Source organism: Cytobacillus mangrovibacter (assembly GCF_042865275.1).
GTDB classification, from domain to species: domain Bacteria; phylum Bacillota; class Bacilli; order Bacillales; family Cytobacillaceae; genus Cytobacillus; species Cytobacillus mangrovibacter.
The window spans coordinates 260,451-274,309 of the sequence record NZ_JBIACJ010000005.1 but is presented as its reverse complement, the minus strand read 5'-3'; the positions used below and the strand labels follow the sequence as shown (position 1 = coordinate 274,309).

At 37.4% G+C, this 13,859-nt stretch carries 10 protein-coding genes; 9 read left to right on the top strand and 1 reads right to left on the bottom strand.

The genetic code is table 11. The features are described 5' to 3' along the window. Window positions 1-41 precede the first annotated feature (41 nt). Window positions 42-1,169 (bottom strand): sporulation integral membrane protein YtvI, encoded by a 1,128-nt coding sequence (gene ytvI / locus ACFYKT_RS11640; RefSeq protein WP_389219623.1) that lies wholly within the window; start codon window positions 1,167-1,169, stop codon window positions 42-44. Window positions 1,170-1,878: 709 nt separating this feature from the next. Here ytvI and citZ point away from each other — a divergent pair. The 9 genes from citZ to polA all read left to right on the top strand — a co-directional run bounded on the left by citZ (window position 1,879) and on the right by polA (window position 13,813). Further along, entirely contained in the window at window positions 1,879-2,997 is a 1,119-nt protein-coding gene (citZ, locus tag ACFYKT_RS11635) for a citrate synthase (RefSeq protein ID WP_389219621.1), read from the top strand. 197 nt (window positions 2,998-3,194) lie between these two features. Beyond that, window positions 3,195-4,463, top strand: coding sequence for an NADP-dependent isocitrate dehydrogenase (gene icd / locus ACFYKT_RS11630; protein WP_389219619.1), 1,269 nt, complete (start codon window positions 3,195-3,197; stop codon window positions 4,461-4,463). Window positions 4,464-4,551: 88 nt separating this feature from the next. Then, the gene (gene mdh, locus ACFYKT_RS11625) at window positions 4,552-5,490 is read left to right on the top strand and encodes a malate dehydrogenase (RefSeq protein ID WP_389219618.1); all 939 of its coding nucleotides are present in this window, start codon (window positions 4,552-4,554) and stop codon (window positions 5,488-5,490) included. A gap of 182 nt (window positions 5,491-5,672) precedes the next feature. After that, window positions 5,673-6,149 carry a MaoC/PaaZ C-terminal domain-containing protein gene (locus ACFYKT_RS11620; RefSeq protein ID WP_389219616.1) on the top strand — a complete coding sequence of 159 codons (477 nt, stop codon included), beginning with the start codon at window positions 5,673-5,675 and terminating at the stop codon, window positions 6,147-6,149. Window positions 6,150-6,571: 422 nt separating this feature from the next. Next, window positions 6,572-7,288 (top strand): winged helix-turn-helix domain-containing protein, encoded by a 717-nt coding sequence (locus tag ACFYKT_RS11615; RefSeq protein ID WP_389219614.1) that lies wholly within the window; start codon window positions 6,572-6,574, stop codon window positions 7,286-7,288. Then, window positions 7,285-9,054 carry a two-component system histidine kinase PnpS gene (pnpS, locus tag ACFYKT_RS11610; RefSeq protein ID WP_389219612.1) on the top strand — a complete coding sequence of 590 codons (1,770 nt, stop codon included), beginning with the start codon at window positions 7,285-7,287 and terminating at the stop codon, window positions 9,052-9,054. Before ACFYKT_RS11615 ends, pnpS begins: the two co-directional genes overlap by 4 nt. A gap of 134 nt (window positions 9,055-9,188) precedes the next feature. Next, window positions 9,189-10,154: an FtsH protease activity modulator HflK gene (gene hflK, locus ACFYKT_RS11605; RefSeq protein ID WP_389219610.1), complete on the top strand. Its 966-nt coding sequence runs from the start codon at window positions 9,189-9,191 to the stop codon at window positions 10,152-10,154. Beyond that, window positions 10,147-11,082, top strand: a complete 936-nt coding sequence (gene hflC, locus ACFYKT_RS11600; RefSeq protein ID WP_389219608.1) for a protease modulator HflC — start codon at window positions 10,147-10,149, stop codon at window positions 11,080-11,082. The genes hflK and hflC overlap by 8 nt, the downstream gene beginning before the upstream one ends. A 97-nt stretch (window positions 11,083-11,179) precedes the next feature. Continuing rightward, window positions 11,180-13,813: a DNA polymerase I gene (gene polA, locus ACFYKT_RS11595; protein WP_389219606.1), complete on the top strand. Its 2,634-nt coding sequence runs from the start codon at window positions 11,180-11,182 to the stop codon at window positions 13,811-13,813. Window positions 13,814-13,859 lie beyond the last annotated feature (46 nt).

Here is a 13,859-nt window from a genome sequence, read left to right as displayed (position 1 = left end):
GAATGAAAGGTCACTCCGGAATTGAACGGAGTGACCTTTTCTTATGCTCTATTTGTAGGATCCTTTCCTTTAATAAATACCCAAATGTCCCGAAATACATTAGCTCTATGCAAGGTTGTAATAATGACTAACAGTACTGGTCCCACAATAAGCCCTAGAAAGCCGATGAGTTTAAACCCTACAAATAAAGCAACTAATGTAGCTAGTGGATCCATTCCGATATTGGATGAAAGTATTTTTGGCTCCATTACTTGACGCTGTACAAGAACAATCAAATACAAAATGCCTAAGCCAATAGCCATGTTCATTTCTCCAGCAACAGCTTCATAGATAATCCATGGGACAAAAATCAACCCAGTTCCTAAATAAGGGATGATATCCACAATTCCAGTAATTAGAGCAATCGTGATTGCGTAATCAACGCGTAGGACGAGTAATCCGATTAGTATAATGACAGTTGTAATGGAAATTAATGTTGCCTGTGCCTTCACAAATCCGAATAAAGCCTTTTTTAAATCAGAAAAAACTGTCTTGCTGCTAGTTTTTGCACGGCTTGGAATGAGCTTGTTTCCAAAAGCAGCTAGGCGGTACCAATCTTTGCTAATAAAAAATGTAGCTAACAAAGAAAAGATTAGAACAGTTGCAGCATTAGGAAACCAAGATATTATATTGGGGATTTTCCCAAAGAAATTTTGGATGAAAGATCCAACAGTTGTTCCGATCTGACTTCCGACATTTTTGATATTCGCTACAATGGTATCCTGCTGTCCTGTACCTAAATTCTTAAATAAGCTAGTCAATTGATCATATAGTGGAATGATTTGGGCTGCAAAGAATTCCTCAATATAGTTAATTAATGTGTCTAAATGATCTGGAACAACCTCTGACAGATAATTTGCACCTGAGACGATTTCTACGATAAGTAAAGTAATTAACCCTGCAAAGACTCCAATAAGCAGGATTAGACTAATGAGAACAGCTAGAGATCGAGGCATTCGGCCCTTTTTTTCTAGAAAATTAACAGGTGGGTTGATAAGAAAAGCAATGGCGAGCCCAATGATAAACGGATAAGTTACCTTTGACAAATAGAAGCAGCTTAATAACAGAAGCACGACAAAACCGATCACTAGAAAAAAACGTATGGTTCTATGTAAATATACAGGATTCAAATAAAATACCTCCTACTTTCTAATTGTCATTTTAGAAAACGATGGCAGTTTGTCCAGAGTACCACTGCAATACGCAGATAGATGTAGGGTTATAATCGATATCTTCTGATTATTTATTATATACCAGTACTCTACGAGGCATGAATACAAAAAGATTCATTTAATTCGTATAAATGAAGAAATATTTATAAAAATTCGGTACAAGATTTGAAAGAGATTTAGAAGTAGTTATAGTAAAAAAGGATAATATATTTTTAATATTTACAAAGTTATGTTAGAATAATTTCAAGAGTTATATTGAAAAATAATAATTTTTTCACATTTTAGTCACTTACCATTCACAAAAGTCAGATAATTGTTTATAATAGGACTTAAATATACAACTATTATTACAAGCTACAATAAAAAATGATCTAAATCCTATTATTCTAGTATTTTTGTTTTAGAAGAAAGAAATGTAAGCATTTTCTTTTTTGATAAGTTGAGCAATCGCTCATTTAAAAATGTAAGGACTTTTTAATTATTTGTGTATAGAAGTTAATTAAAATTGGTCTGTGGTTCGGCTTATGCGGTCGGCTTTTAGCGGCAATAATTATTGCTTATAAATATCAGAATATTTTATTAAAAGTTGGATGGTAGGATTCAGTTTCAAGCATACTTACAGACAATAGGGTATGGGGAATTTTATAATGTAAAGGAGAGATTCAGTATGACAGTTACACGTGGTCTTGAAGGGGTAGTTGCTACTACATCATCTATTAGTTCTATCATTGATGATACATTAACTTATGTTGGTTATGATATTGATGATCTAGCTGTAAATGCAAGCTTTGAAGAAGTTATCTATCTTCTATGGCATAGAAAGCTTCCTACTCAATCAGAGTTGGAGGAATTAAAGAATCAATTAGCTGAAAACGCAAATTTACCAAAAGAAGTATTGGACCATTTCAAAATGTATCCAATTGATCAAGTACATCCGATGGCTGCCCTTCGTTCGGCTGTTTCTCTTTTAGGTTTGTATGATGAAGAGGCAGACGCAATGGATGAGAAAGCAAATTTTAATAAAGCCATTCGTTTACAAGCGAAAATGCCTGCTATTGTAACGGCATTTGCTCGTGTAAGAAAGGGCTTGGAGCCGATTGCTCCTAGAAAAGACTTGGGTTTTGCTGCTAACTTCCTTTATATGCTAACAGGCAAAGAACCTGCACCAATTGAAGTGGAAGCTTTTGATAAGGCACTTGTTTTGCATGCTGACCATGAATTGAATGCATCTACTTTTACAGCACGTGTTTGTGTCGCAACATTATCAGATGTTTACTCAGGAATCACAGCTGCTATTGGAGCGCTTAAAGGACCATTACATGGCGGTGCCAATGAAGCAGTAATGAAAATGCTTTCTGAAATTGGAACTCTTGAAAATGTAGATTCATATATTCGGGAAAAACTAGACAAGAAAGAAAAGATCATGGGCTTTGGTCACCGTGTCTATCGAAAAGGTGATCCACGTGCAAAGCATTTGCGAGAAATGTCTAAGAAATTGACAGAGCTTACTGGTGAGCCTCATTGGTATGATATGTCAACACAGATTGAAGCTATTGTAACAGGCGAGAAAAATCTGCCGCCAAATGTAGATTTCTACTCAGCTTCTGTATACCATAGTCTAGGGATTGATCATGATCTCTTTACGCCAATCTTTGCAGTAAGCCGTGTCTCTGGCTGGCTTGCTCATATCCTTGAACAATATGAGAACAATCGCTTAATCCGCCCGCGTGCTGACTATACAGGGCCGGGAATGCAGAAATATGTTCCTATTGGACTAAGAGACTAATAATACATGTAAAAACGCTTGTGCTTAAACAGTATTTGCCTTTTATAAAGGGGCTGCTGTTATAATGAGAGTGGAAAAAAGGTTAGGGGCTTATGCCTTCTAACCTTTGATTCTGATATATTGCTGGGCAGATCTTATATACATAAAAGGCTTTAGCCAGGGACTGCCAGTGCTTTTTAAAAATGGAGGGAAAAGACATGCTAGGAGAAAAAATCACAGTTAGTAATGGCGTATTAAATGTACCAAACAATCCAATCGTTCCATTTATCGAAGGAGACGGAACAGGTCCAGATATTTGGGCTTCATCTTCAAGAGTATTGGACGCTGCAGTAGAAAAAGCTTATAAAGGCGAACGTAAGATTGTTTGGAAAGAAGTTCTTGCTGGTGAAAAGGCATTCAATCAAACTGGTGAATGGCTGCCATCTGAAACATTAGATGTCATTAATGAGTATTTAATCGCAATTAAAGGACCTTTAACAACTCCAATCGGAGGCGGAATTCGTTCATTAAACGTTGCCCTTCGTCAAGAGTTAGACTTGTTCGTATGTTTACGTCCTGTTCGCTGGTTCGAAGGTGTTCCTTCACCAGTAAAACGTCCTCAAGATACAGACATGGTTATTTTCCGTGAAAATACAGAGGATATTTACGCAGGAATTGAATACGCAAAAGGTTCAGATGAAGTGAAAAAGCTAATCGCTTTCCTTCAAGATGAAATGGGCGTTAATAAAATTCGTTTCCCTGAAACATCTGGTATCGGCATTAAGCCAGTGTCTGAGGAAGGGACAGGCCGTCTAGTGCGTGCAGCTATTGAGTATGCAATTAAAGAAGGGCGCAAATCTTTAACTTTAGTGCATAAAGGAAATATTATGAAGTTCACTGAAGGCGCATTTAAAAACTGGGGCTATGAGCTAGCTGAGAGAGAATACGGAGATAAGGTATTCACTTGGGCTCAGTATGACCGTATTAAAGAAGAGCAAGGTGCAGAAGCTGCAGACAAAGCGCAGGCAGATGCAGAAGCTGCAGGTAAGATCATTGTTAAAGATGCAATTGCAGATATTTTCTTACAGCAAATTCTTACTCGTCCGAAGGAATTTGATGTGGTTGCAACAATGAACCTTAATGGAGACTATATTTCTGATGCCCTTGCTGCACAAGTTGGTGGAATCGGTATTGCACCTGGTGCGAATATCAATTATGAAACAGGTCATGCGATCTTTGAAGCTACACATGGTACAGCTCCAAAGTATGCAGGTCTAGATAAAGTAAACCCATCATCAGTTATTCTTTCTGGCGTATTAATGCTAGAACATTTAGGCTGGAACGAAGCAGCAGACATGATTGTGAAATCTATGGAGAAATCAATTGCTTCTAAAGTAGTAACATATGATTTCGCACGTCTAATGGATGGCGCAACTGAAGTGAAATGCTCTGAATTTGGTGATGAATTAATTAAGAATATGGAGTAATATATGTTATTAGGAGGCTGTTTCTTACATAAGAAACAGCCCTCCTTATATAATAAACATTTGGTATATCCCTAAGGAGGAACTGGCCATGTCATTAAAACGCAAAAAGATTTCCGTCATTGGTGGAGGATTTACAGGAGCAACTACTGCATTCTTGCTTGCACAGAAAGAATTAGGGGATGTTGTATTAGTAGATATCCCGCAAATGGAAAACCCAACAAAGGGAAAAGCTTTGGATATGCTTGAAGCAAGTCCTGTCCAAGGATTTGATGCGAATATTACTGGTACATCTAGCTATGTAGATACAGCTGATTCTGATATCGTTGTTGTAACAGCTGGAATTGCACGTAAGCCTGGCATGAGCCGTGATGACTTAGTTCAAACAAACCAAAAAATTATGAAAAGCGTTGCACAAGAAATTGCGAAGCATTCACCTAATAGCTTTATCGTTGTTTTAACAAATCCAGTTGATGCTATGACTTATACAATCTTTAAAGAATCTGGATTCCCGAAAAACCGTGTAATCGGCCAGTCTGGTGTCCTAGATTCTGCTCGTTTCCGTACATTTATTGCTCAAGAATTAAACCTTTCAGTCAAAGATATTACTGGCTTTGTACTTGGAGGCCATGGCGATGACATGGTTCCATTAGTACGTTACTCTTATGCTGGCGGTATTCCACTTGAAACATTAATTTCAAAAGAGCGCCTTGAGGCGATCGTAGAGCGTACGCGCAAAGGTGGAGGGGAAATCGTTAACCTGTTAGGCAATGGAAGTGCTTACTACGCTCCAGCGGCATCACTTGTAGAAATGTGTGAGGCGATTCTTAAAGATCAGCGCCGTGTTCTTCCATCCATTGCTTACCTTGAAGGAGAGTATGGCTACGAAGGAATCTATTTAGGTGTTCCTACTATTCTTGGTGCAAATGGAATTGAAAAGGTGATCGAATTGGATTTAACTGCAGATGAAAAAGCTGCATTAGATAAATCAGCTGAAGCTGTTCGTAATGTAATGGCTGTATTAGTATAATTTTCTACAATAGTAAAATAAATAAAAAAATTCGGGGAATTCCCGGATTTTTTTATTTATAGCCTTTTGTGGATAATATAATAATGATATAATAGAATAAATAGACTGATAATTTTAATAATTATTAGCTATTTTTTTAAGTATCATTGAAATCGTTTACATAAATTCGGAGGTGCAGAAAAATGTTACTTGGGAAAAAGCGCAAATTAGGAAGACAAATTGAAGAGATCTCTGTAGGAGAAAAATTAACTTTAACCGAAAAAATTGAAGATAAAGATTTATTATTATATCTAGGTTTAACAAATGATGCTAATCCACTTTATATTCAACATGACTATGCTTCACAAACACCTTATAAAAAGCCAATTGTTCCAAGTATTATGTTGAATGGAATTATCAATTCAGCGGTTTCAAAATACTTGCCTGGTCCAGGAAGCCATGTGCTTAAGCAAGATATTGAGTTTCTAAAGCCTGTCTACCATTACGGAACGGTACAATTCCTTTTTGAAGTAACAGAGGTTAGCAACAGCAGTCACACTGTTCAAATTGAAGTAATAGCTACGAATGAAGAAGAGGAAACAGTAATTAAAGGAAGCTTACTCGTATGTCCACCACATCGCCTTCATAAGATGGAAGGAGAGGCACTCGATAATTTTTAACTTAATCATTCCTAGAAAGAGATATGCCAATGCATGTCTCTTTTTTTAGGAATTTATATATGATCGGAGGATGTTGATAACTTTAGTGAGTTGGTATTTAAACGAAAACTGTTAACAAAAAAATTGTTGATTGGAGCGGAAGGTGCGAGACTCCTGCGGGAGGAGTGGGACAGGTGAGACCCCGCAGGAGCGGATGCTCCGAGGAGGCTCAGCGCCCACCCCGCGGAAAGCGAGCAACCTGGAGCGGAAATCAACCTCTACTCACTACATTTCAAGTAGGAACATTTGTGGAAACAGCTACATTTAATAGTGTTTCTCTTGTTACAATTTTGCACACAGTTTATATTATAGGTAAGGCGGTTGATTTGGGTATTTTTTCTATCCAAAAGCTTTTCTAGGATTATATAGACATGGAGGCAAATATGGAGAAGAGAATTCTTGTTGTTGATGATGAACAATCAATCCTGACGTTATTGGAGTATAATCTGCAGCAGGCAGGCTTTAAAGTAATTACGGCAATGGATGGGGAAGAAGGAATCAATTTGGCTCTAACCCACTTACCGGATTTAATTGTACTTGATCTTATGCTTCCGAAACTTGATGGTATTGAGGTGTGTAAACAGCTTCGACAGCAAAAGGTGCTAACCCCGATTTTAATGTTAACAGCAAAAGATGATGAGTTTGATAAAGTGCTTGGTCTAGAATTAGGCGCGGACGATTATATGACTAAACCGTTTAGTCCTAGGGAAGTAGTAGCAAGGGTAAAGGCCATTTTGAGGAGAACGCAGATTCAGTTAGAAGCAACGCCAATAGGTGAAGAGGAATTAGGTCAAATGCGTATTGCGGGACTGAAAATAATTCCTGATCATTATGAAGCCTATTTTGAAGATAAGCTGTTAGAATTAACACCAAAGGAATTTGAACTTCTCTTATACTTAGCAAAGAACAAAGGCCGTGTACTGACTCGTGATCAGCTTCTAAGTGCTGTGTGGAACTACGACTTTGCTGGGGATACTCGAATTGTTGATGTACATATTAGCCATTTAAGAGAAAAAATTGAAAACAATACAAAGAAGCCAGTCTATATAAAGACTATTCGTGGATTGGGCTACAAGTTGGAGGAGCCAAAAGGAGAATGATAAAGTTCCGATCACGGCTGCTTTTTGCATTAATTACATTGATATTTGCCGTTCTTATTGGATTAGGCCTCTTGCTCGGGCAACTTTATAAAAGTTATTATTTGAATGCTTTTGATGAGCGCTTAAAAAAAGAAAGTGAATGGATATCAAGCTATGTGGAAGATGAAGGCGGAATTCATTCATTAAAAATAGAAACACTTGATAAATATAGTAAGATATTGGATGTCCGTGTAACCATTGCTGATACTTCAGGTTCAATAATATATGAAAGTAATCAATTAAAGGAAAATGGACTTACCGATCATCAGGCTGTTATAAGAAAGATGATTGAGAAGAAAGGGACAGGAAGCGATTTAATAGAAGTGGATGATGGTCATGATCTTCATTATTACTGGCGATCAATTACGCAATCAGGTATAGATGAGGGTTTTGTTGTTCTTAGTACAAAAACGACGGAAATAAATAAGGCCTATCAACAGATTTGGTGGATATTGATCATCAGTTTAGGGTTTGCGTTTGTTATTATCCTCTTATTAGGAACAAGAATTACTAATCGGTATACGAAACCCATTGAATCGGCAACCAAAACAGCTATAGAACTAGCTAAAGGGAATTACCAAGCACGAGCGTATGAAGATCAGATTGATGAAACAGGCATGCTGAGTGCTTCCATTAATGTTCTTGCAAGGAATCTTCAAGATATGCGAAAATCTCAGGAAACGCACCAGGATAGGCTAGCTGCTCTTATTGAAAATATGGGAAGCGGACTGATCTTGATTGATAGAAAAGGATATATAACTTTAATAAACCGCCCATATAAAGAATTCTTTCGTGTACAAACATCAGATTATATTAATAAACTTTATTATGAAGTCATCGAACATCACGAGATCATAACATTAATTGAAGAGCTTTTTATGACGGAACAAAAAATAAGGAAACAGTTATTTATTCCATTAAATAGTGGAAGACAGTATTTTGAAATGTATGGTGTTCCAATCATTGGCACAAACGATGTGTGGAGAGGAATCTTACTTGTCTTTCATGATATTTCAGATTTGAAGAAGCTTGAACAGGTCAGAAAGGACTTTGTAGCAAATGTTTCTCATGAATTAAAAACACCTATTACTTCGATAAAGGGATTTTCTGAAACGCTATTAGATGGAGCCATGGAAAATAAGCAGGTGCTTGAAGACTTTCTGAAAATTATATTGCAAGAGAGCGATCGGCTACAATCACTTATTCAAGATTTATTAGACTTATCAAAAATTGAACAGCTTGGTTTCCATCTCTCCATTCAGCAATATGATATTACGACGACGCTAGAGGAAGTGATAGCTATCCTGAGTAAAAAGGCTGCTGAGAAGGAGATAACGCTTGAATATGAAAAAGGCAGTGACTCCATTTTGATTGAAGGGGATGCTGATCGTTTGAAACAAGTGTTTCTTAATCTTGTATCGAATGCGATTTCGTATACACCAATTGGCGGCCATGTGCTTCTTCGTATAATCCAATCCGAATCTAATATACTTGTTGAGGTGAAGGATACCGGAATAGGAATGGATGAGGAAGAAACACCAAGAATTTTTGAGCGATTCTATCGGATAGACAAAGCACGCAGCCGCAATTCAGGAGGAACTGGACTGGGCCTTGCGATTGTAAAGCATATAGTTGAGGCACATAATGGAAAAATCACTGTTCAAAGTGAAGTAGGAAAAGGAACAACCTTTATAGTTGAACTAAATAAAAGAATTCAAGGAAACTAATGATTTGTACAATATTTTAATATAAACAAAAGTTGGAGAAAGTGTCACTTGCTTTCTCCTTTTCAATTAATTGAAACTTTTCAATCAGATGATCGTATTAAATATCAACGAAATAAAAAGAAGGGGGAGAGTAGATGACCAGTCTAAAGAGAATTTATACAGTTACAGGTCTTGTACTTTTAATAATTATTTTAGGGATTACTGCTTTTACAACATGGTATACAGTGGATGAATCCGATCAAGCGGTTATTCTAACATTTGGAAAAGTGGAGGAAGGAATCACAGAACCGGGTCTTCATTTTAAACTGCCATGGCCGATTCAAAGTGTAGAAAAGCTTTCAAAAGAAACCTTTAGCCTTCAATTTGGTTATGAGGATAAAGATGGGAAGACGAAGGACTTTCCAGAAGAAACAAAGATGATAACTGGAGACGAAAATATTGTCATGGCTGATCTTGTTGTTCAATGGAAGATTACCAATCCAGAAAAATATTTATATAATTCATCAAATCCGAAAGAGATTCTTCATGATGCTACGTCCGCCTCTTTAAGAAGTATCATCGGAAACTCAAAAATTGATGATGCTTTAACATCAGGTAAGGCCAAAATTGAAGCAGATGTGAGGGATTTGCTGACATCGCTAATAGATAAATATGATATTGGTATTTCTGTATTAGCGGTTAAGCTTCAGGATGTTGAGCTTCCTAATGCTGAAGTCCGAAAGGCGTTCACAGATGTGACGGACGCAAGAGAAACAGCGAATACCAAAAAAAATGAAGCCCAAAAGTATCTAAATCAAAAGATGAATGAAGCAAATGGTGAGAAAGATGCACTTATTTCAAGAGCACAAGGAGAGAAGGCTGCTCGTTTAGAAAGAGCACGTGGGGATGTAGCAGTTTTCAACAAGCTTTATGCTGAATATAAGAATAATCCTGAGATCACTAGAGAGCGTCTTGTGATTGAAACACTTGAGCAAGTACTTCCAAATGCAGAAATTTATATTATGAATGATGACGGAAATACAATGAAATACTTCCCGATTCGTCCTTTAGAAAAAGAGGAGTCTAAGCCTAAAGCAGAAGGAAGTGAAAATAATGAGTGATCAAAATGTTGTTAATATGAATGAGCGCGGTGGAAATAATATGCAATGGAGAAAATATACTAAGCTCGGTATTTTCTTCGTTATTCTTTTTGTCTTGATAGGCATATTAATTAGCAATCTTATCGTAGTAAAGGAAGGGGAATACAAGGTAATTAGGCAGTTCGGTGAAGTAGTTAGAATTGAAAGTGAACCAGGGCTGACATATAAAATTCCATTTATCCAAAGTGCCTCTACCCTGCCTAAATATCAAATGACCTATGATGTTTCGGAAGCTGAGATTAATACAAAGGATAAAAAACGGATCATCATTGACAACTATGCAGTTTGGCGTATAGAGGATCCTAAGAAGATGATTGCTAACGCAAGAACATTGGAAAGTGCTGAATCAAGAATGGAAGAATTTGTTTACTCGGTCACGAGGACAGAACTTGGACAGTTGAATTATGAGGAGATTATTAATGATGAAAAATCTTCAAGAGGCTCATTAAATGATCAGATTACTGAAAAAGTAAACGAATTGCTTAAACAGGATAATTACGGAATTGTTGTCACGGATGTACGAATGAAACGTACAGATTTACCAGCAGAGAATGAACAGTCCGTCTATACAAGGATGATTTCTGAACGTCAATCGAAAGCTCAAGAATATTTATCAAAAGGGGATGCAGATAAGAATGTTATTATCGCCAATACTGATAAAGAGGTAAAAGAAATATTGTCAAAGGCTCAAGCTGATGCTGAAGAAATTCGGGCGGAAGGGGAAGGTGGAGCCGCTAAGGTATATAATGAAGCTTTTTCAAAAGACCCTAGCTTCTATTCCTTGTACCGTACATTAGAATCTTATAAAAAGACAATCAATGGGGAAACGGTTATTGTCTTGCCATCAAATTCACCATATGCTCACTTTTTAATGGGAAATACAAACTAAATCGTTTTAAAACCGTTATTTTTCATTCTTTATCTACTCATGATAAAATGGAGAAAAATAACGGTTTTTTGCTTTAGGCAAAGGAAGGAGAATTTTTTTGAATAAAAAGCTTGTTTTAATTGACGGCAATAGCATTGCTTACCGTGCTTTTTTTGCCTTGCCTCTTCTAAATAATGATAAAGGGATTCATACGAACGCCGTTTATGGATTTACGATGATGCTAAATCGCATTCTTGAGGATGAAAAGCCTACCCATCTATTAGTTGCCTTTGATGCAGGGAAGACAACATTTCGTCATAAGACATTTAGCGAATACAAGGGTGGCAGACAAAAGACGCCGCCAGAGTTATCCGAACAATTCCCTTTCATTCGGGAGCTGTTAGATGCCTATGGAATTTCACGCTATGAATTAGAAAATTATGAAGCAGATGATATTATTGGTACTCTCTCTCTTCATGCTGAAAATGATGGCTATAAAGTGAAAGTTATTTCGGGTGACAAAGATTTGACGCAATTAAGCTCTGAAAAAACAACTGTTTCAATCACCCGTAAAGGAATTACCGAAATTGAAGAGTATACCCCTTCCTATATTCAAGAAAAGTATGGAATTACACCGGATCGCATTATTGATATGAAGGGTCTAATGGGGGATGCTTCCGATAATATTCCGGGTGTGCCAGGTGTTGGGGAGAAGACGGCCCTGAAATTACTGAAGGAATTTGGAACACTTGAGACCATTTTATCTTCTGTGGACAAGGTTGGCGGAAATAAACTGAAGGAAAAGCTTGAGGAATTTAAAGATCAGGCATTAATGAGCAAGGAATTAGCAACGATTACGAGGGAGGCACCGATAGAAATCGGGCTAAGCGAAGTGGCGTATGAAGGATATGAAAGAGAAAAGGTAGCTAGCATCTATAAAGAACTCGGATTTAATTCATTATTGGACAAGCTTAGCGGGGAACCAGGATCAGAGGAAGAAGTGGAGCTTGAAGAGATAGAGTTTGAAGCTGTAAATGAAGTAACGGCGGATATTTTTTCATCTGACAATGCCTTTTATATTGAAGTGTTAGAGGATAATTATCATTATGCAGATATTATTGGCTTTTCGATTGCTAATGATAAAGGGAACTTTTTTATTTCGACAGAGACAGCACTAGCTTCACCAGTCTTTAAACAATGGGCAGAGGATGAGAGTAAAGAAAAAGTTGTATATGATGCGAAAAGATCGGAAGTGTCACTTCGCCACCATGGAATCCATTTAACAGGGGTAAACTTTGATCTTCTTCTTGCTTCTTATCTTATTAATCCATCAGCAACGATTGAAGATGTAGCTTCTGTTGCAAAAAGCCACGGCTATGAATCGATTCAATCTGACGAAGCTTTCTATGGAAAAGGTGCGAAACGAAGGGTACCAGAAGAAGATGTATTGGCTAAGCACCTTGCGAGAAAAGCAGCTGCATTACTATCATTGAAAGATAAGCTGGATGAGGAACTCAAGGAAAATCAACAAGCTGAATTATTCTATGATCTAGAAATGCCTTTATCATTAATTTTGGCAGATATGGAATCATGCGGGATTAAAATGGATCTTGATCGCTTAAAGGCAATGGGTGAGGAGATTCTTGCTAAGCTGGCAGAATTTGAGCTGCGCATACATGAACTAGCCGGTGAAAAGTTTAATATTAATTCTCCGAAACAGCTGGGGACTATTCTTTTCGATAAGCTGGGGCTTCCAGTTTATAAAAAGACCAAAACGGGCTACTCTACTTCAGCGGATGTTCTAGAGAAACTGGAATCTCAGCATGAAATCATTAGGCAAATACTGCATTATCGTCAGCTTGGCAAGCTTCAGTCCACATATATTGAGGGATTGCTAAAAATTGTTAACAAAGATAATGAGAAGGTGCACACAAGATTTAATCAAGCTTTAACGCAAACAGGGCGTTTGAGCTCGACAGATCCAAACCTTCAGAACATCCCAATTCGATTGGAAGAAGGGAGAAAAATTAGACAGGCATTTATCCCTTCAGAAAAAGACTGGGTGATTTTTGCGGCGGATTATTCCCAAATCGAACTAAGGGTGCTTGCCCATATTGCAAATGATGAAAAGCTTATTGAGGCATTTAATCAGGATATGGATATTCATACGAAAACAGCGATGGAAGTTTTCCATGTAAGTGAAGATGAAGTTACATCAAATATGCGCCGCCATGCAAAGGCTGTAAACTTCGGCATTGTGTATGGGATCAGTGATTATGGTTTATCCCAAAGCCTAGGAATTACTCGAAAGGAAGCTGGTGAATTTATCACTCGCTATTTAAAAAGCTATCCTGGTGTTAAAGACTATATGGATGATATTGTTGCTGATGCCAAGCAAAAAGGATATGTTTCTACTCTTCTTCATCGCAGAAGATACCTACCAGAGATCACAAGTCGAAACTTTAACTTGCGCAGCTTTGCAGAGCGTACAGCCATGAATACGCCAATTCAAGGAAGTGCAGCAGATATTATTAAGAAGGCCATGATTGATATGGCTTCACGTTTGAAAAGTGAAAATCTGAAAACACGCTTGCTCCTGCAAGTTCATGATGAATTAATATTTGAAGCACCAAAGGATGAATTAGAAGTGTTGAAAAGGATCGTTCCTGAAGTGATGGAAAACGCAGTTGAGCTTGAGGTTCCGCTAAAGGTTGATTATGCCTATGGACCAACATGGTTTGATGCTAAATAAGTGAATAGAATAATGGTGTAAGTTGACCTATTGATTATACAGGAAG